Genomic DNA, 24,270 nt, shown 5'->3' on the forward strand with positions numbered 1-24,270 from the left:
GAATTAAGTGCTCGACGTCAACTTCTTCGACGAGCTGCGGATTGGCCTCGCCACCGCTGACGACATTCGCCAGTGGTCGCACGGCGAGGTCAAGAAGCCCGAAACGATCAACTACCGGACCCTCAAGCCGGAGAAGGACGGACTCTTCTGCGAGAAGATCTTCGGCCCGACCCGCGACTGGGAGTGCTACTGCGGCAAGTACAAGCGCGTCCGCTTCAAGGGCATCATCTGTGAGCGCTGCGGCGTCGAGGTGACCCGTGCCAAGGTGCGGCGTGAGCGGATGGGCCACATCGAGCTGGCCGCCCCGGTCACCCACATCTGGTACTTCAAGGGCGTGCCGAGCCGGCTCGGCTACCTGCTGGACCTGGCGCCCAAGGACCTCGAGAAGATCATCTACTTCGCGGCCTACATGGTCACGTCGGTCGATGTCGAGGCCCGCGAGCGCGACCTGCCCTCCCTGGAGGCGCGGGTGTCGGTCCGCAAGCAGCACCTGGAGCAGCGGCGCGACTCCGCCGTCGAGGACCGCCACCGCAAGCTGGAGGCGGACCTGGCGGAGCTGGAGGCCCAGGGGGCCAAGGGCGACGCCCGCCGCAAGGTGCGCGAAGGCGCCGAGCGGGAGATGCGGCAGATCCGCGACCGCGCGCAGCGGGAGATCGACCGCCTCGACGAGGTCTGGAACCGGTTCAAGAACCTCAAGGTCCAGGACCTCGAGGGCGACGAGATGCTCTACCGCGAGATGCGGGACGAGTTCGGCCGGTACTTCACCGGCGGCATGGGCGCGCAGGCCATCCAGGAGCGGCTGGCCAACTTCGACCTCGACGCCGAGGCCGAGAAGCTGCGCGAGACCATCCGCTCGGGCAAGGGCCAGAAGAAGGCCCGCGCCCTCAAGCGGCTCAAGGTGGTCTCGGCCTTCCTGAGCACCCGCAACAGCCCCAACGGCATGGTGCTGGACTGCATCCCGGTGATCCCGCCGGACCTGCGTCCGATGGTGCAGCTGGACGGCGGCCGCTTCGCGACCTCCGACCTGAACGACCTCTACCGCCGGGTGATCAACCGCAACAACCGGCTCAAGAGGCTGCTCGACCTGGGCGCGCCCGAGATCATCGTCAACAACGAGAAGCGGATGCTGCAGGAGGCCGTCGACGCGCTGTTCGACAACGGCCGCCGCGGCCGTCCGGTCACCGGCCCGGGCAACCGGCCGCTGAAGTCGCTGTCGGACATGCTCAAGGGCAAGCAGGGCCGCTTCCGGCAGAACCTGCTGGGCAAGCGGGTCGACTACTCCGGCCGCTCCGTCATCGTGGTGGGTCCGCAGCTCAAGCTGCACCAGTGCGGCCTGCCGAAGATGATGGCGATCGAGCTGTTCAAGCCGTTCGTCATGAAGCGGCTGGTCGACCTGAACCACGCCCAGAACATCAAGTCCGCCAAGCGGATGGTGGAGCGCACCCGCCCCGTCGTGTGGGACGTGCTGGAAGAGGTCATCACCGAGCACCCGGTGCTGCTGAACCGGGCGCCCACCCTGCACCGGCTGGGCATCCAGGCCTTCGAGCCGCTGCTGGTCGAGGGCAAGGCCATCCAGATCCACCCGCTGGTCTGCACCGCCTTCAACGCCGACTTCGACGGCGACCAGATGGCGGTCCACCTGCCGCTGTCGGCGGAGGCGCAGGCCGAGGCGCGGATCCTGATGCTGTCCACCAACAACATCCTCAAGCCGTCCGACGGCAAGCCCGTCACCATGCCCACCCAGGACATGGTCATCGGCCTGTACTACCTGACCACGGAGCGCTCCGGGGTCGCCGGCGAGGGCCGCTGGTTCGGCTCGGTGTCCGAGGCGATCATGGCCTACGACCGCCGCGACCTGGACCTCCAGGCCCAGGTGAAGATCCGGGTGGCCGGCGAGGTCGTGCCGCCGCGCGGATGGGAGCAGCCGGAGGGCTACCAGCCGGGCAGCCCGTACGTGCTGGAGACCACCCTCGGGCGGATCCTGTTCAACGAGACGCTGCCCGCGGACTACCCCTTCGTCAACTTCCAGGTCGGCAAGAAGCAGCTGTCCGCCCTGGTCAACGAGTTGGCGGAGACCTACCCCAAGGTCCAGGTGGCCGCCACCCTGGACGCGCTGAAGGACGCCGGGTTCCACTGGGCCACCCGCTCGGGTGTCACCATCGGCATCTCCGACGTCATCAGCCCGCCCAACAAGCCGCAGATCCTGGAGCGGTACGAGGCGATCGCCGAGAAGAAGCAGCGGGAGTACGACCGCGGTCTGATCACCGACGAGGAGCGCCGCCAGGAGCTCGTCGAGATCTGGAACGAGGCCACCGAGGAAGTCGCGAAGGACATGAACGCGGCCTTCCCCGAGCACAACCCGGTCTGGATGATGGTGAACTCCGGGGCGCGCGGCAACCCGATGCAGGTCCGGCAGATCGCCGGTATCCGCGGCCTGGTGTCCAACACCAAGGGCGAGACGATTCCCCGGCCGATCAAGTCCAGCTACCGCGAGGGCCTGTCCGTGCTGGAGTACTTCATCTCCACCCACGGCCAGCGCAAGGGCCTGGCGGACACCGCGCTGCGGACCGCCGACTCCGGGTACCTCACCCGGCGGCTGGTGGACGTCGCGCAGGACGTGATCGTCCGCGAGATCGACTGCGGCACCGACCGCGCCGTGTGGATGCCGATCGGGGAGAAGGGGCCCGACGGCACCGTCCGCAAGCTCTACAACGTGGAGAACACCGGCTACGGCCGCACGGTCGCCGAGGACATCGAGGTGGAGGGGAAGGTGCTGGTCGCGGCCGGTACCGACACCACCGAGAGCGTCATCGACAAGCTGGTCGCGGCGGGCGTCGAGCAGATCCGGGTGCGCAACGCCCTGGTCTGCGAGGCCAAGATCGGTATCTGCGCCACCTGCTACGGCCGTTCGCTGGCCACCGGTGAGCGGGTCGACGTGGGCGAGGCCGCGGGCATCGTGGCCGCCCAGTCGATCGGCGAGCCGGGCACCCAGCTGACGATGCGGACCTTCCACACCGGTGGTGTGGCCGGTCAGGACATCACCCACGGCCTGCCCCGCGTCACCGAGCTGTTCGAGGCCCGCATCCCCAAGGGCGTGGCCCCGATCAGCGAGGTCGACGGCCGGGTCCGGATCGAGGAGACCGACAAGAGCCGCAAGATCGTCGTCATCCCCGACGACGGTTCCGACGAGATCGCCTACCCGGTGCCGATGCGGTCCCGGCTGCAGGTGGTCGACGGCGGTCCGGTGAAGGTCGGCCAGCAGCTCATCGACGGGGCCATCAACCCGCACGAGGTGCTGCGCATCCAGGGGCCGCGTGCGGTGCAGCTGCACCTCGTCGCGGAGGTCCAGGAGGTCTACCGCTCGCAGGGTGTGTCGATCCACGACAAGCACATCGAGGTGATCGTCCGCCAGATGCTCAAGCGGGTGAACATCCTGGAGTCGGGCGACACCGACCTGCTCCCCGGCGACCTGGTCGAGCGGCCGATCTTCGAGGCGCGCAACCGGGCGATCGTGGCCGAGGGCGGGCAGCCCGCCTCCGGCCGGCCGGTGCTGATGGGTATCACCAAGGCGTCGCTGGCCACGGAGTCGTGGCTGTCGGCGGCGTCCTTCCAGGAGACCACCCGGGTGCTGACCGAGAACGCGATCCACGCCAAGAGCGACGCTCTGCTCGGCCTGAAGGAGAACGTCATCATCGGCAAGCTCATCCCGGCCGGTACGGGCCTGGCCCAGTACCGCAACATCCGGGTGGAGCCCACCGAGGAGGCCAAGGCGTCGATGTACTCGGTGTCCTCCTACGAGGAGCCGGCCGAGTACACCTTCGGCCAGGGCTCGGGCGAGGCCGTCCCGCTGGAGGAGTACGACTTCGGCCAGTACAACCGGTAGGAACGGACGGGCTCCCGCCCGCCGACAAGTTCACCGCCTGGCGACAGGCAGCGCATCCGACGGCCGTCCCCTCCGGGGGGCGGCCGTCGGCGTTCTCCGGCGTCCGCGGCGCACCGGCCGGCCGGAGAGATCGCGTCCATGGTGTAATCCGCGGCCGTCCCAGTGGATTCCTGTGCGAAAGGCCGACGGGGCCGACGAGACCGGCACCGCCAACGACCAGGGGACGGGATGTTGTGGAAGAACCAGCCGAGCGGCTGACGGGCCTCTACGACCGGTACCACCGGCGCGTACTGGCCTATGTGCTGCTCAGAGCCGAGCCCGCAGTGGCCGAGGACATCGCGGGGGAGACCTTCGCGATCGCCTGGCAGCGGATCGGCCGGATACCCGAGGCCGAACTGCCCTGGCTGCTAGGTGTGGCCAGGAACCTGCTGATGCGGCACTACGACGCCGACCGCAGGCGCCGGATGCTGTCCGAGCGGGTGGCCGCGATGAGCGATGAGCGCGACCGGGTCGGCTGGGACGTCGCCGACCTGGTTGTCGAGCGGGAAGAGGCGATGGCGGCCCTTGCCGCACTGCCGGAGCACTACGCCGAGGCGCTGACCCTCGTCGCCTGGCACGGCCTCACCCCCGCCGAGGCGGGCCGGGTCGTCGGAACGGGAGCCGCGACCTTCTCGGTCCGGCTGTTCCGGGCCCGCCGTGCCCTCGCCTCCCGGCTGCGCGGCGGCGCGTCGTCCACGACCGAGAAGGACAGGAAGGAAGACCCATGGCACGCCGAGTCGACCCGATGAAGACGCTCTCCGCGCTGCGGCCGAAGGCGCTGGACGAGCGGGCCGAAGAGGCGCACAGCCGCGACCGGGAGCGCGGTATCGCCCGCGCGCTGGCCGGCCCGCGGCAGCGCGCGGGGGCCGCGGCCCCCCGCCGCCGGATGGCCACCACCGGGTGGCGGACCGGGCTGCTTGGTGGACTGGCCGGCGCGGCGGTGCTGGCCGTGGCCGCGGTGGTGGTGACTGCGGAAGGGGCGGAGCCCGCCGCGACCGTACCGCCGGTGCCCGAGGAGAGCGGGCCCGCCTATGCGGACGCCTCGGAGTTCATGCTGGCCAGCGCGGATCGGCTGAGCGTGCCCGAACCGACCGAGGGCGACTTCTGGCACCTGCGGACCCGCAGCTCCAGTCCGACCTTCGCGGTGGATTCCGAGGTCGACATCGCCGCATCGGTGGAGTACTCCACCGAGAGCTGGACGGAACTCGGTGGTGAGTACCGGATCCTGAACAATCTGAACCTGGACGCCGAGGTCTCCTTCGCATCCGAGGAGGACCGCCGGGCGTGGGAGGAGGCCGGCTCGCCCGAGCTGAGCTACACCGAGCCCGCCAGCACCTACTACGAGGGCGTCGGGCAGCACGTGTCGAGCCCGATTAGCTACACCGACGACGAACTGCGGGAGCTGCCCGGCACCGCCGAGGAGCTGCGGGCGGAGCTGGAGCGGAAGTGGGACGGGGTGGGCGAGGACGACTACCTGGAAGGGCGTCCCGACTTCACCTCCTTCGTGCAGACCCTGGCGGACCGCCTGCTCGTCGGCCCGGTCGCGCCCGACACCCGGGCCGCCGCCTACCAGGTCATCGCCGAACTGCCGAATGTCCGGCTCCTGGGTGAGGTCACCGACCAGCTCGGCCGCGAAGGAGTGGGCGTCGCCATAGGCGAGGCCGACGACGAGGTCGCGTTCACCTCCGACGGCGGACCCTACGAGCAGCGCTGGGTCTTCGACGAAGAGACCGGCCTGCTGCTCGCCTCGGAGTTGCGCACCTTCGACGACTCCGGCGAGGTCCGCGCCGTGCCCGGTTCGTGGACGGCGTACGAGGCGATCGCCGTCACCGAGGAGATGGGCGAGCCGGTCGTGGAGCCGGTCCGGCAGTAAGAAGGGGATTCCGGGCGCGCTCTTCGGCCGGTTCCGGTCGGGGGCGCGCCCCAGGTGCGGATGGGGTCAGCGAATTGGGATGGGTTCTGTAAAGTGGCCGTGACACATGCTTAATGTCGGCTACGTGCGCGCATACGGCAGGTGGCCGGCGAGCGTCGACATGGAGTGACGGCACAGCCGTTCCGCGGTGGGTGGGGACTTCGTCCGCGGGGCGCGTTCGCCGGACGGGTGCGTGGCGCGGGGCTACCGAGGAGACCCCGTGTTGAGCGCGTACTGAGGACGGCGTCGGCAGTCGGGGGGAGATTCCGACGATGAGCAGGCATGACGGCGGAGCACGCCCGGAGCGCGGCCCCGGTGGCGACTACGATCCGAGCGCGGCGCCCCGGCGCCGCCCCGTGTCGCCCCGGCTCAGCGGCTGGCGGCCCGGCACCGGGCTGACCGATCCCGGCGGCCCCGGCGAGGTGGTGTGGCCCGAGCCGCCGCGCCGGCCGCTCCGGCTGCCGCTGGGCCAGCCGCCCGCCGAGCACGACGGCGCCGAGCGCTTCGGCGAGTCCACCGACCGGCGCTCCGGCGCGGACGGCCCTGAGCCCCCGGCGTACCGCCCCGAGGCGCCGCGCACGCCCTTCGGCCGGCCGGACGCCGCCTGGGCGGCGCCGACCGCCGCGCCGCGCCCGCCCGGCGAGGACGAGCACGGCGACCGTGCAACGGCCGGTGCCTGGACCGCGCCCCCCGGGGGCGAGTACGGCCCCGACGCGTCGATGACTCCACCGCACCCCGACCGGCCGGAGGCCGGGGCGGGCGGCGGTGCCGCGGTTCCCGCGCCGGACGCCGAAGGCCAGGGCGGACCGGGCGGCAGCGCGGTCAGCGCGTCCTCTCTCGACGCAGATCGCCACGGCGGAGCCGGCGCCCGCGCGGACGGTCGCGGATCCGGCGCGATGCCCCCCGGCAAGGGCACCGCCTGGGGCGACCCGCCCGCCGCCCATGGGGCCGAACCTTCCGCCGCGCCGACCGGATCGGCGCCCCGGCCCTGGACCGCCGACGGCACCGTGACCGCGTCCGGCCTCCCGGCCGACTTCGACCGCGCGGCGTGGAGGCCCGAGCGCACGTCCGGCCGGGGAGCGCCCTCCCGGGCCGGTTTCGGTGCGGAGCCGGGCGCCGCCGCAGGCTTCGATTCCGCGGGCGCGGCGGCGCCGCCGTCCTGGTCGGCCGAGTCCGGGTCCGATCCGGACCGGTCGACTTCGGCGGCCGCCCCGGGGCCAGGCGCCGATCCCGAGCGGTCCGGTGCCGGTGATGGCGGCGAGCGACCGGAGTCGGCGGCTCCAGCCGAGCCGGAGCCGATGCCCCGGGGCGCCGAGCGCCGGCTGGGCGAGACCCGCCCGGGCGGCGCCTCGGCCACCGATGGCGGCGATGAGGGGACCGATGCCCCGGCACCCGCCGGCTCGGCGACCGGCGGGGAAACGCTGTCGGGCGCGGACTCCGGATCCGAGCGGTCCGGCGGCGACGGCGGCGCCGCGAGGTCCGGCTCCCCGGCGGCCGGTGCACCAGGTCGACGTCCGCGGCCCGAACCGGACGGCGGCGATCCGGCGGGGTCCGCGAGCGAGGAGGCACCCTCGTCCTGGTCGTCCTCGACCGGCAGGGCGGAAGAAGGGTCCGCAGGCGTGAACGCGTCCGGTCGCGAGCCGTGGACGGCGGATTCCGAACCGGAGCGGTTCGACGACGGCGCCGAGGGGACTGACACGCGGTCCGCGTCGCCGAGCGAGTCCGGGCGGCCGTCTCGGGCGGAAGGGCCGGAGCCGGTTCGGCGGCCGCGGTCGGCCGGGAGCGAGCCGGTCTTCGGCTCCGAGTCGGAGCGGGCCGAGATCGAGGGTACTGACGAGAGGGCCGCGTCGTATGCCGCGTCCGGGGGGCGGTCTTCGATGAACAGGACTGAGTCGGACGAGTTCGCGGCTGAAGGCGCCGACGCCCGGCCGGGGTCTTCGGCCGCGTCCGGGCCGTCGCCCTGGGGTGAGGGGGCGGAGTCGGCTGGACGGCCGTGGACGGCCGAGGTCGGATCCGGATCGGAGCGCTTCGGCGGTGCGGGCCCTGCGCGGTCCGCGTCCTCGGCCGGGTCGGACGGCTCGGCAGGCGAGCTTGTCGACACGGGGTCCGCGCCGTTGGCGGCGTCCGGGCGCCCGTCCTGGTCGGCAGGGGCCGGGCCGGGCTTCGGCTCCGAGCCGGAGCGGAACGGCGCTGAGGGCGCCCAGGGGCGGACCGGGTCCCTGGTCGCGTCCGGGGTGCCGTCATGGGGTGAAGGGGCGGAACCGGTTCGGCCGTGGGCGGCAGAGGCCGGGCCGGGTGCCGGCGCGCGGGAGTCCGGTCGGGAGCCGTGGTCGGCTGAGGCGGGCGCGGCACCGGGGGGTTCGGAGCCTCGGGCGCGGTCCGCTGAGAGTGGCGGGCCGGGCGATTCGGCGCCGTGGACGGCTGGGCCGGGGGCTGGGTCGCCAGGCACTCCGGAGGAGGCGGCGGCCGGGGGCGGCCCGTCCCCGTGGGCTGCCGGATCAGGATCCCAGGGCGGTCCGGCGCCGTGGAGCGGATCCGACGCCGGGGCGCGTTCCGCTGGAACCGGGCCCTGGGCTGAGGGGGCGGAGCCGCTGGCGTCGTCGGCCGGAGGCGGGCGGCCGGGTGATCCGGAATCGCCGTGGACCGGGTCCGGGCGCGGTTCGGAGCCGCGGTCGGACGCCTCCGGCCGGGAGTCGGACGAGCGGGGCGGAGCCGAGGGCGAGGGCGCCGACGGCGCGGCCGGGCGGTCCGGGTCCGGGGAGGCGCCGCCCGCGTGGCACGGTCCGGAGGGCGAGCGCGATTTCTGGGCGCGCCGGGCCGAGCGGCCGGCGGATGACGCTGACGCGCCGCTGGATCTCTCCGTCGACCCCGGGCCGGCCGTGGCGGGCGGTCCGGAGGATGAGCGTGACGTCTGGGCGCGCCGGGCCGAGCGGTCCGCGGATGACGCTGACGCGCCGCTGGACTTCTCTGTCGACCCCGGGCCGGCCGTGGCCGGCGGCTCGGAGAGTGAGCGCGACGACGCGCTGTTCGGCGAGGACGAGCGGCCGGAGGCGCGTCGCGGGAAGCCGGACTCCGAGAAGACCACCACGGTGATCCGCCGTGACGAGCACGGCGTGCCGATCGTTCCTGCCGGTTCCGGCGACGAGCCGTCGGACGGCGGCGGGGAGGCGGCAGGCGCCGTGCCCGGACGTGGCGGCGACTCCGCCGTCTCCGACCGGACCGGCGGACCGGGCGAGGCCGTGCCCGGTCACGGGGATGACTCCGCTGTCTCCGGCTGGGCCGATGAACCGGGCGGGACCGTGCCTGAGCGCGGCGGCGACCGGGCCTCCGGCGGCCGGGCCGGTGCAGCCGGCGGGAACGTGTCCGGGCATGGGGACGACTCCGCGACCTCGGGCCGGGCCGACGAACCGGGTGGGATCGCGTCCGGACACGGCTATGACTCCGCCCCCGACGGCGCGGACGTGCCAGCGGAACCCGCGCCGCGCGATCCGCTCGATCCGGCCTGGCGGCCGCCGCGGGAGGAGCTCGCGCCCGATCCCGGGGCCGAGTCCGAGCACGGTGCGGGCGGGCCCGCGGACGGGGGGCCGCGGACGCCGTTCGGCGGCTCGGCCGAGGGGCGGCCGATCCGGGCTCCCCGCCACGGTCGGCACAGCGCGCCGCAGACTCCGGCGGAGCCGATCGACCCGGCGCTGTGGGAGGAGCGCTCAGTGGGGCGCCGGGCGCGGCCGTCGCACGGCGGCGTCACCCGGGCGGCCGGTTCGGTGAGCGGCAGCTTCGAGCAGCTGAGCAGGCTGGAGCGGCAGGACAGGGAACTGGACTACCCCGGTTACAGCGGTGTGCACCAGCTGCCCGAGACCGCGCCGCTCGCCACCTGGACGCTGGTCCTCGGCATTCTCGGCCTGCTGCCCGTTCCCGGGCTGATCGCGGCCGTCGCCGCGCTGGTGGTGGCCGGGCGGGCGCGTGCGCAGATCGACGGCTCCGCCGGACAGCTGACCGGCACGGGCCGGGTCCGGGCGGGCCGGATCCTCGGCTGGGTCTCGATCGGGCTCTGGGCGCTCGGACTGCTCGTCTCGGTCGGCCTGCTGGCCTTGGGGCTGCTCGCGGTGTGACCTCGGGCCGCGCCGCCGTCCCGGCGAGGGCCGGTCCCTGATCGGGGCGCGGCGGCGGGCCGCGGGCGCCCGGTGGGAGATCCGGCCCCTCCCCGGGGCGTGGGGCCGGGTGAGGAAAAAGTCTCGACCACTCCTGGCGGGGAGTAGACTGGACTTCGTCTGACTGGCTATGCGGAGTACGTGCGGAGTCCGGGCGACCGCTCATTTTGACCCTGGGCGGAGCCGTTCGGTACTCTTTTCGTTCGTGCCCGCGTTCCAGTGGGCCACATGCCTGCGTCATTCAGATGATCTGAGTAATCCGTTGGTTACGGATTGCGGCGAGCTGTCTGTCGCGGCGTCCCGGTCGCCCTGATCCGGTGGTCGGTGACTGCAACCCATGACTATCCACCCTCATGCGGGTCGGTGCCGTGCGCGTTCCGATCGGGGCGGCGACACGCCCGACCGCGTGGGTCGAATAACGGAAAAACCAGCAGGTCAGAGCGAGTAGTGACACGGCTATAAGCCAGCTCGGCACGAGGAAGACGGAGACGCGGTGCCCACCATTCAGCAGCTGGTCCGCAAGGGCCGCCAGGCGAAGGTCGCCAAGAACAAGACTCCGGCGCTCAAGGGGAGCCCGCAGCGTCGTGGGGTGTGCACGCGTGTCTACACCACCACCCCCAAGAAGCCGAACTCGGCGCTGCGCAAGGTCGCCCGTGTGAAGCTCACCAGCGGGATCGAGGTCACCGCCTACATCCCCGGTGTGGGCCACAACCTCCAGGAGCACTCCATCGTGCTGGTGCGCGGCGGCCGTGTGAAGGACCTGCCCGGCGTCCGGTACAAGATCGTCCGCGGTTCGCTGGACACGCAGGGCGTCCGTAACCGCAAGCAGGCACGCAGCCGTTACGGCGCGAAGAAGGAGAAGAGCTGACATGCCGCGCAAGGGTCCCGCACCGAAGCGCCAGCTGATCACCGACCCGGTCTACGGCTCGCCGCTGGTGACCGCGCTGATCAACAAGGTGCTGCTCGACGGCAAGCGCTCCATCGCGCAGGGCATCGTCTACGGCGCCCTCGAAGGCTCCAGGGAGAAGACCGGGCAGGACCCGGTCGTCACGCTCAAGCGCGCGCTGGACAACGTGAAGCCCACCCTGGAGGTCCGCAGCCGCCGTGTCGGTGGCGCGACCTACCAGGTGCCGGTCGAGGTCCGCGCGTCCCGCAGCACCACGCTGGCGCTGCGCTGGCTCGTGGTGTACGCGCGCCAGCGCCGTGAGAAGACCATGACCGAGCGGCTGATGAACGAGCTGCTCGACGCGAGCAACGGCCTCGGGGCCAGCGTCAAGCGCCGCGAGGACACCCACAAGATGGCCGAGTCCAACAAGGCCTTCGCGCACTACCGCTGGTAGACGAGCCGCACGAGTATCGAGAGACCGAGAGAAGACGAGCCACATGGCTACCACTGCTCTTGACCTGGCCAAGGTCCGCAACATCGGGATCATGGCCCACATCGACGCGGGCAAGACCACCACCACCGAGCGGATCCTGTTCTACACCGGCGTGAACTACAAGATCGGTGAAGTCCACGAGGGCGCTGCCACCATGGACTGGATGGAGCAGGAGCAGGAGCGCGGCATCACGATCACGTCCGCCGCGACGACCTGCCACTGGAACGACCACACCATCAACATCATCGACACCCCCGGCCACGTCGACTTCACCGTCGAGGTGGAGCGCTCGCTGCGCGTGCTGGACGGTGCCGTGGCGGTGTTCGACGGTGTCGCCGGCGTCGAGCCGCAGTCGGAGACCGTGTGGCGGCAGGCCGACCGCTACGGCGTCCCGCGCATCTGCTTCGTCAACAAGCTGGACCGCGTGGGTGCGGAGTTCCACCGCTGCGTCGACATGATCGTCGACCGGCTGGGCGCCACCCCGCTGCCGGTGCAGATCCCGATCGGCGCGGAGGCCGACTTCCGCGGCGTCGTCGACCTGGTCCGGATGAAGGCCCTGGTCTGGTCCGAAGAGGCCGCCAAGGGCGAGATGTACGACACCGTCGACATCCCGGACTCCCACGTCGACGCCGCCCGCGAGTGGCACGACAAGCTGATCGAGACGCTGGCCGAGGCCGACGACGACATCATGGAGCTGTACCTGGAGGGCCAGGAGCCCACCGTGGAGCAGCTCGTGCCCGCGATCCGGCGTGCCACGCTGGCCGGCAAGCTCACTCCGGTGCTGTGCGGTACCGCGTTCAAGAACAAGGGCGTGCAGCCGCTGCTGGACGCGATCGTCGACTACCTCCCCGCCCCCCTGGACGTCGAGGCCATCGAGGGCCACGACCCCAAGGACGAGGAGAAGGTGCTGCGGCGCAAGCCCAGCAACGACGAGCCGTTCTCCGCGCTGGCGTTCAAGATCATGAGCGACCCGCACCTCGGCAAGCTGACCTACATCCGCGTCTACTCCGGCACGCTGGACTCCGGCACCCAGGTGCTCAACAGCGTGAAGGGGCGCAAGGAGCGGGTCGGCAAGATCTACCGGATGCACGCGAACAAGCGCGAGGAGATCCCGAGCGTCGGCGCCGGCGACATCGTCGCGGTGATGGGCCTCAAGGACACCACCACCGGTGAGACGCTGAGCGACTCCAACCAGCAGGTGATCCTGGAGTCGATGAACTTCCCGGCGCCGGTCATCCAGGTCGCCATCGAGCCCAAGACCAAGGGCGACCAGGAGAAGCTGGGCACCGCGATCCAGCGGCTGGCCGAGGAGGACCCCTCCTTCCAGGTCCGCACGGACGAGGAGACCGGGCAGACCATCATCGCCGGCATGGGCGAGCTGCACCTGGAGGTGCTGGTCGACCGGATGAAGCGCGAGTTCCGCGTCGAGGCGAACGTCGGGCGGCCCCAGGTCGCCTACCGGGAGACCATCCGGCGGAAGGTCGACAAGGTCGAGTACACCCACAAGAAGCAGACGGGCGGCTCGGGCCAGTTCGGCCGCGTGATCATCAGCCTGGAGCCCACCGGCGGCGACGGCGGCGGGTACGAGTTCGTCAACAAGGTCACCGGTGGCCGCATCCCGCGGGAGTACATCCCGTCGGTGGACGCCGGCTGCCAGGAGGCCGCCGAGTTCGGCGTGCTGGCCGGGTACCCGATGGTGGACGTCAAGGTGACGCTGCTGGACGGTGCCTACCACGAGGTGGACTCCTCCGAGCTCGCCTTCAAGATCGCCGGTTCGATGGCGTTCAAGGAGGCGGCGCGGAAGGCCGACCCGACCATCCTCGAACCGATGATGGCCGTGGAGGTGACCACGCCCGAGGACTACATGGGCGACGTCATCGGCGACCTGAACAGCCGTCGGGGTCAGATCCAGTCCATGGAGGACCGCTCCGGGGCGAAGGTCATCAGCGCCCTCGTCCCGCTGTCGGAGATGTTCGGCTACGTGGGCGACCTGCGCAGCAAGACCTCTGGCCGCGCGGTCTACACGATGCAGTTCGACTCCTACGCGGAGGTTCCGCCCAACATCGCCAAGGAGATCGTCGCCAAGGTCAACGGCGAGTGATCCGAGGCGAGCGCCTTTCCGGGAGCAGCCGGCCCGGGAGTGACCGACCAGCAAGCAATCTGTACGTCTAGGAGAAATCCAGTGGCGAAGGCCAAGTTCGAGCGGACCAAGCCGCACGTCAACATCGGGACCATCGGTCACGTCGACCATGGCAAGACGACGCTGACCGCTGCGATCACCAAGGTCCTGCACGACAAGTACCCCGACCTCAACGCCGCCTCTGCCTTCGAGGACATCGACAAGGCGCCTGAGGAGCGCGAGCGCGGTATCACGATCAACATCTCGCACGTCGAGTACCAGACCGAGAAGCGCCACTACGCCCACGTGGACGCCCCCGGTCACGCGGACTACATCAAGAACATGATCACCGGTGCCGCGCAGATGGACGGCGCGATCCTGGTGGTCGCCGCGACCGACGGCCCGATGCCGCAGACCCGCGAGCACGTCCTGCTCGCCCGCCAGGTCGGCGTGCCCTACATCGTGGTGGCGCTGAACAAGGCCGACATGGTGGACGACGAGGAGATCCTGGAGCTGGTCGAGCTCGAGGTACGCGAGCTGCTCAGCGAGCAGGAGTTCCCCGGCGACGACGCCCCCGTGGTGCGCGTCTCCGGCCTCAAGGCCCTGGAGGGCGACCCCAAGTGGGTCGAGTCCGTGGTCGAGCTGCTGGAGGCCGTCGACGAGAACGTGCCCGACCCGGTGCGCGCCCTCGACAAGCCCTTCCTGATGCCGATCGAGGACGTCTTCTCGATCACCGGCCGCGGCACCGTGGTGACCGGCCGGATCGAGCGCGGTGTCGTCAACGTCAACGAGACCGTTGACATCGTGGGCATCAAGGACGCCAAGCAGACCACCACGGTCACCGGTGTCGAGATGTTCCGCAAGCTGCTCGACCAGGGCCAGGCGGGCGACAACGTCGGCCTGCTGCTGCGCGGCATCAAGCGCGAGGAGGTGGAGCGCGGCCAGGTCGTCATCAAGCCGGGCACCACCACCCCGCACACCGAGTTCGAGGCGCAGGTCTACATCCTGTCCAAGGACGAGGGCGGCCGCCACACCCCGTTCTTCAACAGCTACCGGCCCCAGTTCTACTTCCGCACCACGGACGTCACCGGCGTCGTCACGCTGCCCGAGGGCACCGAGATGGTCATGCCCGGTGACCGCACCGAGATGACGGTCGCGCTGATCCAGCCGGTCGCCATGGAGGAGGGCCTGCGGTTCGCCATCCGCGAGGGTGGCCGCACCGTCGGGGCCGGCCAGGTCACCAAGGTCATCAAGTAGTACGACCGTGGCGGCGGTCGATCCGCAGCAGCGGGTCGGCCGCCCCGTCACGAGAAGACCACGAGGTCTTCGCCCAGACCAAAAGCGGCAGCGGTTAGGGGAGAGCTTCCGGCTCGACCTAAACGGACAGCGCCTCTAAGACTCACCAAGCGAAGGACAGAAGGCCACCATGGCGGGACAGAAGATCCGCATCCGGCTCAAGGCCTATGACCACGAGGTCATCGACAGCTCGGCGCGGAAGATCGTCGAGACGGTGACGCGTACCGGTGCACAGGTCGCTGGCCCGGTGCCGCTGCCGACCGAGAAGAACGTGTACTGCGTCATCCGCTCGCCGCACAAGTACAAGGACTCGCGCGAGCACTTCGAGATGCGTACGCACAAGCGGCTGATCGACATCATCGACCCCACGCCGAAGACCGTCGACTCGCTGATGCGTCTCGACCTCCCGGCCGGTGTCGACATCGAGATCAAGCTCTGAGGGACTACTGATGGCGATCAAGCAGATCAAGGGTGTACTGGGCGAGAAGCTCGGCATGACCCAGGTCTTCGACGACCAGGGTCGAATCGTGCCGGTCACGGTGCTCAAGGCCGGTCCCAACGTGGTGACCCGCGTGCGTACGCCGGAGGCCGACGGCTACTCCGCCGTCCAGCTGGGCTTCGGCCAGGTGAACCCGCGCAAGGTCAACAAGCCGCTCGGCGACTACCTGCGCAAGCACAAGATCACCCCCCGGCGCTACTTCGTCGAGCTGCGCACCGACGACGCGGGCGAGTACAGCATCGGCCAGGAGATCAACGCCGACGTGTTCGAGGCCGGCCAGCTGGTCGACGTGACCGGCAAGACCAAGGGCAAGGGCTTCGCCGGTGTGATGAAGCGCCACGGCTTCGGCGGCCTCGGCGCCTCGCACGGCACCCAGGCCAAGCACCGCGCCCCCGGCTCCATTGGCGGCTGCGCCACCCCCGGACGGGTCTTCAAGGGCCTGCGGATGGCCGGTCGGATGGGCAACGCGCGCAAGACCGTGCAGAACCTCAAGGTGCACGCGGTCGACGCCGAGAAGGGGCTCATCCTCATCAAGGGGGCCGTCCCCGGCCCCAACGGCGGCCTGATCCTGGTCCGCTCGGCAGTGAAGGGAGGCAAGTAGGCATGGCGAACAAGGGAACCTCCATCGAGGTCGTCGGACCGGAGGGAGCCGCCGGCCGTACGGTCGACCTCCCGGAGCGGATCTTCGACGTCGAGGTCAACGTGCCGCTGATCCACCAGGTGGTCATCGCGCAGCGCGCGGCCGCCCGGCAGGGCACGCACAAGACCAAGACCCGCGGCGAGGTGCGCGGCGGCGGCCGCAAGCCGTACCGGCAGAAGGGCACCGGCCGGGCCCGCCAGGGCTCGACCCGCGCGCCGCAGTTCACCGGCGGCGGCACGGTGCACGGCCCGGTGCCGCGCGACTACAGCCAGCGCACGCCCAAGAAGATGAAGGCGGCCGCGCTGCGCGGCGCCCTGTCCGACCGCGCCCGCGGCGGCCGGGTGCACGTGGTCAGCGCCTTCCTGGCCGACGACGTCACCAGCAAGCTGACCCAGACCGCCGTGCGCACCCTGCGCGAGGTGGTCCCGGGCTTCGGCACCGACTCCAGGCACGTCCTGGTGGTCGTGGACCGCGACGACGAGCGCACCCGCCTGGGCCTGCGCAACCTGCCCGAGGTGCACATCCTCACCGCGGACCAGCTCAACACGTACGACGTGCTGATCTCCGACGACGTGGTGTTCACCGAGGCGGGCTACGAGGCCTTCCTGGCGCACGCCAACGGCAGCCACATCGGCGCCGAGCCCGGTGCGAGGGGAGCCGAGAAGTGAACAAGATCGCCGATCCGCGGGACATCATCCTCGCGCCCGTGATCTCCGAGAAGAGCTACGGCCTGATCGACCAGAACAAGTACACGTTCGTGGTCCGGCCCGACGCCAACAAGACCCAGATCAAGATCGCGGTCGAGCAGATCTTCAATGTGAAGGTCACCGGTGTGAACACGCTCAACCGCTCCGGCAAGCGCAAGCGCACCCGGTTCGGCTACGGCCAGCGCCCGGGCTCCAAGCGCGCGATCGTGAGCCTGAAGGAAGGCGACCGGATCGACATCTTCGGGACGTAGTCCCGAAGCCGATGGGCACTGCGGTACCTGATTAAGAAGCAGTGCGCATTGGAGTCCGACCCCTCTCGCCGAGACGACCAAAAGGATGCACGAAAAAGATGGGCATTCGTAAGTACAAGCCGACGACGCCGGGACGTCGCGGCTCCAGCGTGTCCGACTTCGTCGAGATCACGCGCAGCGAGCCGGAGAAGTCCCTGGTCCGTCCGCTGCACTCCAAGGGCGGCCGCAACGGCCACGGCCGGATCACCGCCCGCCACCAGGGCGGCGGCCACAAGCGGGCCTACCGGCTGATCGACTTCCGCCGCCGCGACAAGGACGGCGTGCCGGCCAAGGTCGCGCACATCGAGTACGACCCCAACCGCACCGCCCGCATCGCGCTGCTGCACTACGCCGACGGCGAGAAGCGCTACATCCTGGCCCCCGCCGGGCTGGAGCAGGGCGCCCGGGTCGAGAACGGCCCGCAGGCCGACATCAAGCCGGGCAACTGCCTGCCGCTGCGCAACATCCCGACGGGCACCTTCGTGCACGCCGTGGAGCTGAAGCCGGGCGCGGGCGCCAAGCTCGGCCGCTCGGCCGGCGCGCAGATCCAGCTGCTGGCCAAGGAGGGCATCTACGCCACCCTGCGGATGCCGTCCGGTGAGATGCGCCAGGTCGAGCTGGCCTGCCGCGCCACGGTCGGCCAGGTCGGCAACGCCGAGCAGTCAAACATCAACTGGGGCAAGGCGGGCCGGATGCGCTGGAAGGGCAAGCGCCCGACCGTCCGCGGTGTCGCGATGAACCCGATCGACCACCCGCACGGCGGTGGTGAGGGCAAGACCTCCGGTGGTCGGCACCCCTCCAGCCCGTGGGGCAAGCCCGAGGGCCGCACCCGCAAGCCGAACAAGCCCAGTGACCGGCTCATCGTGCGTCGGCGTAGCAAGAAGAAGCGGTAAGGAGCACGTCTGATGCCACGTAGCCTGAAGAAGGGCCCGTTCATCGACCACCACCTTCTCAAGAAGGTGGAGGACGCCAATGAAAAGGGCAGCAAGAGCGTCATCAAGACGTGGTCGCGCCGCTCGATGATCATCCCCGAGATGATCGGTCACACCATCGCGGTGCACGACGGCCGGAAGCACGTTCCGGTGTTCGTCTCGGAGTCGATGGTCGGTCACAAGCTCGGTGAGTTCGCTCCCACGCGTACTTTCCGCAGCCACGTGAAGGAAGACCGGCGTAGCCGCCGGTAACGAGCCAGATTGATGGACGATCGTCCCCGTCCCCGCGGGGAAGGATCCACAGTGAGCGAGGGAAGAGCGATGGAAGCGAGGGCTCAGGCGCGGTTCATCCGCGTCACGCCCCGGAAGGCCCGCCGTGTGGTGGACCTTATTCGCGGGTTGCCCGCTGACGAGGCTCAGGCGGTTCTCCGGTTCGCACCCCAGGCGGCGAGTGAGCCAGTGGGCAAGGTGCTCGCGAGCGCCATCGCCAACGCCGAGCACAACAACAAGCTCGACCGCGAGACCCTGGTCGTCAGCACCGCGTTCGTGGACGAGGGCCCCACCCTGAAGCGGTTCCGTCCGCGTGCGATGGGCCGGGCCGCCCGCATCAACAAGCGCACGAGCCACATCACCGTGATCGTCAGCCCGCGTGAGGACGCCGGCGGCGGCAAGCAGGGCAAGCCGAAGAGGAGGACCCGATAGTGGGGCAGAAGGTCAACCCGCACGGGTTCCGGCTGGGTGTCACCACCGACTTCAAGAGCCGGTGGTACGCCGACAAGCTGTACAAGGACTACGTCAAGGAAGACGTCGCCATCCGCCGGATGCTGAAGCGGGGCATGGAGCGCGCCGGGATCTCGAAGGTGGAGATCGAGCGCACCCGCGACCGCGTCCGGGTGGACATCCACACCGCGCGTCCCGGCATCGTGATCGGCCGCCGCGGAGTGGAGGCCGACCGCATCCGCGGCGACCTGGAGAAGCTGACCAGCAAGCAGGTCCAGCTGAACGTCCTCGAGGTGAAGAACCCCGAGGTCGACGCCCAGCTCGTCGCCCAGGGCGTGGCCGAGCAGCTGTCCAGCCGGGTCTCGTTCCGGCGGGCCATGCGCAAGGCGATGCAGAGCGCGCTCAAGAGCGGTGCCAAGGGCATCCGGGTGCAGTGCGGCGGCCGCCTCGGCGGCGCCGAGATGTCGCGCTCGGAGTTCTACCGCGAGGGCCGGGTGCCGCTGCACACGCTGCGCGCCGACATCGACTACGGCTTCTTCGAGGCCCGCACCACCTTCGGCCGCATCGGCGTGAAGGTCTGGATCTACAAGGGCGACGCCCCGGCCACCCGTGCCGAGCGCGAGGCCCAGCAGGCCCAGCAGCGCGTGGCCGGCGGCGGTGGCGGCGGGGGCGGCGGCCAGCGCCGCGAGCGCCCGCAGCGGCGCCGCCGCGGGGCCGGCGGCCCCGGCCAGGGCGGCCAGCAGCAGAACACGAACCAGGCGTCGGAGGCGGCCGAGTCCGCGTCCGCGAGCGGTGCGTCGCCCGCGGCGGCGCCCGCGAACGAGGGGAGCTGACCGTGCTGATTCCGCGCAGGGTCAAGCACCGCAAGCAGCACCGGCCGGACCGCTCCGGCCGTGCCAAGGGCGGGACGAAGGTCAACTTCGGCGAGTACGGGATCCAGGCCCTGGAGCACGCGTACGTGACGAACCGGCAGATCGAGTCGGCGCGTATCGCGATGACCCGGCACATCCGCCGAGGCGGCAAGGTGTGGATCAACATCTTCCCCGACGTCCCGCTGACGAAGAAGCCCGCCGAGACCCGGATGGGTTCCGGCAAGGGCTCGCCGGAGTGGTGGGTCGCCAATGTCAAGCCGGGCCGGGTCATGTTCGAGCTGGCCGGTGTGAACGAGGGCGTGGCGCGCGAGGCGCTGCGGCGGGCGATCCACAAGTTGCCGATGAAGTGCCGCGTCGTGAAGCGTGAAGTGGGTGAAGCCTGATGGCGAAGAGTGCGACCGCCGCGGAGCTGCATCTGCTGCTGAACGAGGAGGGGCAGCAGGCGCTGCACGCCAAGCTCCGCGAGGCGAAGCAGGAGCTGTTCAACCTCCGCTTCCAGGCGGCCACCGGCCAGCTGGAGAGCCACGGGCGGCTCCGTGAGGTCCGGCGGGAGATCGCCCGGATCTACACGGTGCTCCGCGAGCACGAGCTGGGCCGGGTCAGGGTCGTGGCCGCTCCCTCGGGCGACGACGCCGGGTCGGCTGAGAAGACGAAGGAAGCAGCCGAATGAGCGAGACGAACGCGCCTGCCACCGAGCAGCGCAACTACCGCAAGACCCGTGAGGGCCTCGTCGTCAGCGACAAGATGGACAAGACCGTCGTCGTCGAGGTCGAGGACCGGGTCAAGCACGCGCTGTACGGCAAGGTCATCCGCCGCACCAAGAAGTACAAGGCCCACGACGAGGCGAACTCCGCCGGCATCGGCGACCGCGTCCTCCTGATGGAGACCCGGCCGCTGTCCGCCACCAAGCGGTGGCGTGTCGTGGAGATCCTCGAGAAGGCCAAGTAGGCCCCACGCAGGGCAGACAACGACTCGTAAGTACCGCCGGCGGGCACATCGCGCGCCCGCCGGCGTGAGCGCGAGAACTCGCGCGACATTCCAGGAGTAGACGTGATCCAGCAGGAGTCGCGACTCAAGGTCGCCGACAACACGGGCGCCAAGGAGATCTTGTGCATTCGGGTGCTCGGCGGCTCGGGTCGGCGCTACGCGGGTATCGGTGACACCATCGTCGCCACGGTGAAGGACTCCCTTCCCGGGGCGGGCGTGAAGAAGGGCGATGTCGTCAAGGCAGTCGTCGTGCGCACCCGCAAGGAGCGCAGGCGGCCCGACGGCTCCTACATCCGCTTCGACGAGAACGCCGCCGTGCTCATCAAGGACGGCGGCGACCCGCGTGGTACGCGCATCTTCGGCCCGGTCGGCCGGGAGCTGCGCGAGAAGAGGTTCATGCGCATCATCTCGCTGGCCCCGGAGGTGCTGTAAGCGATGAAGATCAAAAAGGGCGACGACGTGATCGTCATCGCCGGCAAGGACAAGGGCGCCACGGGCAAGGTCCTCCGGGCCATCCCGAAGGAGGAGCGCGTCGTCGTCGAGGGCGTCAACATCATCAAGAAGCACCGCAAGCCCACCCAGAGCGGTGAGCAGGGCTCGGTGATCACGATGGAGGCGCCGATCCACGTCAGCAACGTGGCGATCGTCGAGGACGGCAAGCCGACCCGTGTCGGGTACCGCTTCGGCGATGACGGCAAGAAGATCCGCGTCTCGCGCCGTACCGGTAAGGACATCTGATGACCGCCACCACCGAGGAGACGAGGACCGAGGTCCCGACGCCTCGCCTCAAGACCAAGTACCGCGAGGAGATCGCCCCGGCGCTCCGCGAGGAGTTCGGCTACCCCAACGTCATGCAGATCCCCCGGCTGACCAAGATCACGGTCAACATGGGGGTCGGCGAGGCCGCCAGGGACGCCAAGCTCATCCAGGGCGCCGTCAGCGACCTCTCGCTGATCACCGGCCAGAAGCCGAAGATCAACCGGGCCAAGAACTCCATCGCCCAGTTCAAGCTGCGCGAGGGCCAGCCGATCGGCGCCAGCGCCACGCTGCGCGGCGACCGGATGTGGGAGTTCCTGGACCGGCTGCTCTCGCTGGCGCTGCCCCGCATCCGCGACTTCCGCGGCCTGTCCGACCGGCAGTTCGACGGCCGGGGCAACTACACCTTCGGCCTGACCGAGCAGGTGATGTTCCACGAGATCGACCCCGACAAGGTCGACCGGCAGCGCGGTATGGACATCACCCTGGTGACCACCGCCCAGACCGACGACGAGGGACGCAGCCTGCTCCGCCGGCTTGGCTTCCCGTTCAAGGAAGCGTAGAGGGAGACCGGAAATGGCGAAGAAGGCCTTGATCATCAAGGCGGCGCGCAAGCCGAAGTTCGCTGTGCGCGCCTACACTCGATGCAGCCGCTGCGGCCGCCCCCGCGCCGTGTTCAAGAAGTTCGGCCTGTGCCGGATCTGCTTCCGCGAGATGGCGCACCGGGGCGAACTGCCGGGCATCACGAAGTCGAGCTGGTAGCGAAGTCGAGCGGGGGTGCCCCTGCTCGCTCGCTGGCGCTCGCTTCGCAGGGCTCGACTTCCTGCTAGTCCGGGGGGCGACCCCCGGACCCCCGATGTGGGGGGCTGCGCCCCCCACGCCCCCCTCGGGATGTGAGTGGCCTCGGCCGCTGCGGTCCGTGGAGGGCGAGGCCCGGGAGACCGGGCTTCGCGCGGGGTGTGGGTGCATGGCGATAATTGCATAGCTGAAATTCATATATTGATCGCGCTGCTCATGCGGCGCATGACCACGCCGTAGGTCTGGTAACCAAAGGTCCGGGATTCGTCCCGGGGTGCGGGCGGAAACCGCGGCGAGGAAGGGCCGACTGGCCATGACGATGACCGACCCGATCGCAGACATGCTGACGCGTCTGCGCAACGCGAATTCGGCGTACCACGACAGTGTGAGCATGCCGTATTCGAAGATCAAGGCGCACATCGCCGAGATCCTGCAGCAGGAGGGCTACATCCAGGGCTGGCGCTCCGAGGACGCCGCCGTCGGCAAGAACCTCGTGGTCGACCTGAAGTACGGGCCGACCCGTGAGCGTTCCATCGCCGGCCTGCGCCGCGTGTCAAAGCCCGGCCTGCGCGTGTACGCCAAGAAGGAGAACCTGCCCCGGGTGCTCGGCGGTCTCGGCGTCGCGATCATCTCGACGTCCGGCGGGCTGCTCACCGACAAGCAGGCCAAGAAGCGCGGCGTGGGCGGCGAAGTCCTCGCCTACGTCTGGTAAGGGAGGGATTCGAATGTCGCGTATCGGACGGCTTCCGATCCCGGTCCCCAGCGGTGTCGAGGTCACGCTCAACGGGCGGGACGTCAAGGTCAAGGGCCCCAAGGGCGAGCTGAGCCACACCGTGGCCGCGCCCATCCAGGTGTCCCAGGAGGACGGCGTCATCACGGTGAGCCGCCCCAGCGACGACGGGCCGATCCGTGCTCTGCACGGGCTCACCCGCTCGCTGCTGGCCAACCTCATCACCGGGGTGACCCAGGGATACAAGAAGACGCTGGAGATCCACGGGGTCGGCTACCGCGTCCAGGCGCGGGGGCAGAACCTCGAGTTCTCGCTGGGCTACAGCCACCCCGTCGTGGTGGAGGCGCCGGCGGGCATCACCTTCACCGTCGAGCGCCCGACCGTGCTGAGCGTCGAGGGCATCGACAAGCAGCTGGTCGGACAGGTCGCCGCGAACATCCGCGGTCTCCGCCGCCCCGACCCCTACAAGGGCAAGGGCGTGCGGTACCAGGGCGAGCAGATCCGCCGCAAGGTCGGAAAGGCTGGTAAGTAGTCATGGCTACCAAGGCGCCGATTCGCAGGCGCAGCGACTCGCGCGCGGCCGCGCGGTCCCGTCGGCACGCCCGGGTCCGCAAGCGGGTCTCCGGCACGCCGGAGCGTCCCCGCCTGGTCGTGACGCGCTCGACCAAGCACATCGTCGCGCAGGTCATCGACGACACCAAGGGCCACACCCTGGCCTCGGCCTCCACCATGGACGCGTCCATCCGGAGCGCCGAGGGCGCCAAGACCGACAAGTCCCGGCAGGTGGGCGCCCTGGTCGCCCAGCGGGCGAAGGACGCCGGCGTCTCCGCCGTCGTCTTCGACCGGGGCGGCAACCGCTACACCGGGCGGATCGCCGCACTGGCCGACGCCGCCCGCGAAGCCGGTCTGGAGTTCTAGTGGCCGGGCGCAACAGCAAGCAGCGAGAGAAGAGGAACCCCTGATGGCAGCAGCTCCCCGGCGCGGCGCCGGCGGTGGCGAACGGCGTGACCGCCGTGACGATCGCCGCGGCGGTGGCGCCGACAAGGGTGTCTCCCACATCGAGCGCGTGGTGAAGATTAACCGCGTGGCCAAGGTCGTCAAGGGCGGTCGGCGCTTCAGCTTCACCGCGCTGGTCGTCGTCGGCGACGGCAACGGCATGGTCGGCGTGGGCTACGGCAAGGCCAAGGAGGTGCCCGCGGCGATCGCCAAGGGCGTCGAGGAGGCCAAGAAGCACTTCTTCCGAGTGCCCCGCATCCAGGGCACCATCACCCACACCGTGCAGGGTGAGGACGCCGCGGGTGTGGTGTTCCTCCGTCCGGCGGCCCCCGGTACCGGCGTGATCGCCGGTGGTCCGGTGCGCGCCGTGCTGGAGTGCGCGGGCGTCCACGACGTGCTGAGCAAGTCGCTCGGCTCGTCCAACCCGGTCAACATCGTGCACGCGACCGTCGCGGCGCTCAAGGGCCTGAACCGTCCCGAGGAGATCGCGGCCCGCCGCGGCCTGCCGATCGAGGACGTCGCCCCGGCCGCCATGCTTCGGGCGCGCGCCGGAGCGGGGGCCTGACA

General features: G+C 70.5%; 27 protein-coding genes. All 27 read left to right on the forward strand.

Annotated features, from left to right (window positions below; translation table 11 throughout):
- Positions 1-7 precede the first annotated feature (7 nt).
- The 27 genes from CLV72_RS12880 (at position 8) to rpsE (ending at position 24,268) form a co-directional block, all read left to right on the forward strand.
- On the forward strand, positions 8-3,883 hold the full coding sequence (locus CLV72_RS12880) for a DNA-directed RNA polymerase subunit beta' (protein WP_106245079.1): 3,876 nt from the start codon (positions 8-10) through the stop codon (positions 3,881-3,883).
- Between the two features lie 233 nt (positions 3,884-4,116).
- Entirely contained in the window at positions 4,117-4,671 is a 555-nt protein-coding gene (locus tag CLV72_RS32195) for an RNA polymerase sigma factor (RefSeq protein WP_106245082.1), read from the forward strand.
- Complete coding sequence (locus tag CLV72_RS12890; RefSeq protein ID WP_146159444.1) at positions 4,647-5,795, forward strand: CU044_5270 family protein; 1,149 nt, start codon at positions 4,647-4,649, stop codon at positions 5,793-5,795. The genes CLV72_RS32195 and CLV72_RS12890 overlap by 25 nt, the downstream gene beginning before the upstream one ends.
- Before the next feature lie 3,500 nt (positions 5,796-9,295).
- Positions 9,296-9,943, forward strand: a complete 648-nt coding sequence (locus CLV72_RS31760; protein WP_146159445.1) for a DUF4190 domain-containing protein — start codon at positions 9,296-9,298, stop codon at positions 9,941-9,943.
- Between the two features lie 532 nt (positions 9,944-10,475).
- Positions 10,476-10,850, forward strand: coding sequence for a 30S ribosomal protein S12 (gene rpsL / locus CLV72_RS12905; RefSeq protein WP_106245092.1), 375 nt, complete (start codon positions 10,476-10,478; stop codon positions 10,848-10,850).
- A gap of 1 nt (position 10,851) precedes the next feature.
- Positions 10,852-11,322, forward strand: a complete 471-nt coding sequence (gene rpsG, locus CLV72_RS12910; protein WP_106245095.1) for a 30S ribosomal protein S7 — start codon at positions 10,852-10,854, stop codon at positions 11,320-11,322.
- Between the two features lie 43 nt (positions 11,323-11,365).
- A complete protein-coding gene (fusA, locus tag CLV72_RS12915) occupies positions 11,366-13,462 on the forward strand; it encodes an elongation factor G (RefSeq protein ID WP_106245098.1) in 2,097 nt (698 codons plus the stop codon).
- Positions 13,463-13,543: 81 nt separating this feature from the next.
- Positions 13,544-14,737 carry an elongation factor Tu gene (gene tuf / locus CLV72_RS12920; RefSeq protein ID WP_106245100.1) on the forward strand — a complete coding sequence of 398 codons (1,194 nt, stop codon included), beginning with the start codon at positions 13,544-13,546 and terminating at the stop codon, positions 14,735-14,737.
- 169 nt (positions 14,738-14,906) lie between these two features.
- Positions 14,907-15,215 carry a 30S ribosomal protein S10 gene (gene rpsJ, locus CLV72_RS12925; protein WP_013156110.1) on the forward strand — a complete coding sequence of 103 codons (309 nt, stop codon included), beginning with the start codon at positions 14,907-14,909 and terminating at the stop codon, positions 15,213-15,215.
- A gap of 10 nt (positions 15,216-15,225) precedes the next feature.
- Positions 15,226-15,876 (forward strand): 50S ribosomal protein L3, encoded by a 651-nt coding sequence (rplC, locus tag CLV72_RS12930; protein WP_106245102.1) that lies wholly within the window; start codon positions 15,226-15,228, stop codon positions 15,874-15,876.
- A 2-nt stretch (positions 15,877-15,878) separates the two neighbouring features.
- A complete protein-coding gene (rplD, locus tag CLV72_RS12935) occupies positions 15,879-16,583 on the forward strand; it encodes a 50S ribosomal protein L4 (RefSeq protein ID WP_106245104.1) in 705 nt (234 codons plus the stop codon).
- Positions 16,580-16,873 carry a 50S ribosomal protein L23 gene (gene rplW / locus CLV72_RS12940; RefSeq protein ID WP_106245106.1) on the forward strand — a complete coding sequence of 98 codons (294 nt, stop codon included), beginning with the start codon at positions 16,580-16,582 and terminating at the stop codon, positions 16,871-16,873. The genes rplD and rplW overlap by 4 nt, the downstream gene beginning before the upstream one ends.
- 98 nt (positions 16,874-16,971) lie before the next feature.
- Entirely contained in the window at positions 16,972-17,805 is an 834-nt protein-coding gene (gene rplB, locus CLV72_RS12945) for a 50S ribosomal protein L2 (RefSeq protein ID WP_106245108.1), read from the forward strand.
- Between the two features lie 12 nt (positions 17,806-17,817).
- The gene (gene rpsS / locus CLV72_RS12950; protein WP_106245112.1) at positions 17,818-18,096 is read left to right on the forward strand and encodes a 30S ribosomal protein S19; all 279 of its coding nucleotides are present in this window, start codon (positions 17,818-17,820) and stop codon (positions 18,094-18,096) included.
- Positions 18,097-18,165: 69 nt separating this feature from the next.
- Positions 18,166-18,546, forward strand: a complete 381-nt coding sequence (gene rplV, locus CLV72_RS12955) for a 50S ribosomal protein L22 (RefSeq protein WP_106245115.1) — start codon at positions 18,166-18,168, stop codon at positions 18,544-18,546.
- Complete coding sequence (gene rpsC, locus CLV72_RS12960; protein WP_106245117.1) at positions 18,546-19,397, forward strand: 30S ribosomal protein S3; 852 nt, start codon at positions 18,546-18,548, stop codon at positions 19,395-19,397. Before rplV ends, rpsC begins: the two co-directional genes overlap by 1 nt.
- 2 nt (positions 19,398-19,399) lie before the next feature.
- Positions 19,400-19,819: a 50S ribosomal protein L16 gene (gene rplP, locus CLV72_RS12965; RefSeq protein ID WP_106245119.1), complete on the forward strand. Its 420-nt coding sequence runs from the start codon at positions 19,400-19,402 to the stop codon at positions 19,817-19,819.
- Positions 19,819-20,106 (forward strand): 50S ribosomal protein L29, encoded by a 288-nt coding sequence (gene rpmC, locus CLV72_RS12970; protein ID WP_106245121.1) that lies wholly within the window; start codon positions 19,819-19,821, stop codon positions 20,104-20,106. Before rplP ends, rpmC begins: the two co-directional genes overlap by 1 nt.
- On the forward strand, positions 20,103-20,384 hold the full coding sequence (rpsQ, locus tag CLV72_RS12975; protein WP_106245124.1) for a 30S ribosomal protein S17: 282 nt from the start codon (positions 20,103-20,105) through the stop codon (positions 20,382-20,384). Before rpmC ends, rpsQ begins: the two co-directional genes overlap by 4 nt.
- A gap of 102 nt (positions 20,385-20,486) precedes the next feature.
- Complete coding sequence (rplN, locus tag CLV72_RS12980) at positions 20,487-20,855, forward strand: 50S ribosomal protein L14 (protein WP_106245128.1); 369 nt, start codon at positions 20,487-20,489, stop codon at positions 20,853-20,855.
- Between the two features lie 3 nt (positions 20,856-20,858).
- Complete coding sequence (gene rplX, locus CLV72_RS12985) at positions 20,859-21,161, forward strand: 50S ribosomal protein L24 (RefSeq protein WP_106245130.1); 303 nt, start codon at positions 20,859-20,861, stop codon at positions 21,159-21,161.
- Positions 21,161-21,742: a 50S ribosomal protein L5 gene (gene rplE, locus CLV72_RS12990; protein ID WP_106245133.1), complete on the forward strand. Its 582-nt coding sequence runs from the start codon at positions 21,161-21,163 to the stop codon at positions 21,740-21,742. The genes rplX and rplE overlap by 1 nt, the downstream gene beginning before the upstream one ends.
- A 13-nt stretch (positions 21,743-21,755) precedes the next feature.
- The gene (locus CLV72_RS12995; protein WP_106245135.1) at positions 21,756-21,941 is read left to right on the forward strand and encodes a type Z 30S ribosomal protein S14; all 186 of its coding nucleotides are present in this window, start codon (positions 21,756-21,758) and stop codon (positions 21,939-21,941) included.
- A 349-nt stretch (positions 21,942-22,290) separates the two neighbouring features.
- Positions 22,291-22,689: a 30S ribosomal protein S8 gene (rpsH, locus tag CLV72_RS13000; RefSeq protein ID WP_106245138.1), complete on the forward strand. Its 399-nt coding sequence runs from the start codon at positions 22,291-22,293 to the stop codon at positions 22,687-22,689.
- A gap of 13 nt (positions 22,690-22,702) precedes the next feature.
- Positions 22,703-23,239, forward strand: coding sequence for a 50S ribosomal protein L6 (gene rplF, locus CLV72_RS13005; protein WP_106245141.1), 537 nt, complete (start codon positions 22,703-22,705; stop codon positions 23,237-23,239).
- 2 nt (positions 23,240-23,241) lie between these two features.
- Positions 23,242-23,625, forward strand: a complete 384-nt coding sequence (rplR, locus tag CLV72_RS13010; RefSeq protein ID WP_106245143.1) for a 50S ribosomal protein L18 — start codon at positions 23,242-23,244, stop codon at positions 23,623-23,625.
- 43 nt (positions 23,626-23,668) lie between these two features.
- Positions 23,669-24,268: a 30S ribosomal protein S5 gene (gene rpsE / locus CLV72_RS13015; RefSeq protein WP_106245146.1), complete on the forward strand. Its 600-nt coding sequence runs from the start codon at positions 23,669-23,671 to the stop codon at positions 24,266-24,268.
- Positions 24,269-24,270: the final 2 nt, after the last annotated feature.

This window comes from Allonocardiopsis opalescens (assembly GCF_003002095.1).
Classification (GTDB): Bacteria; Actinomycetota; Actinomycetes; order Streptosporangiales; family Streptosporangiaceae; genus Allonocardiopsis; species Allonocardiopsis opalescens.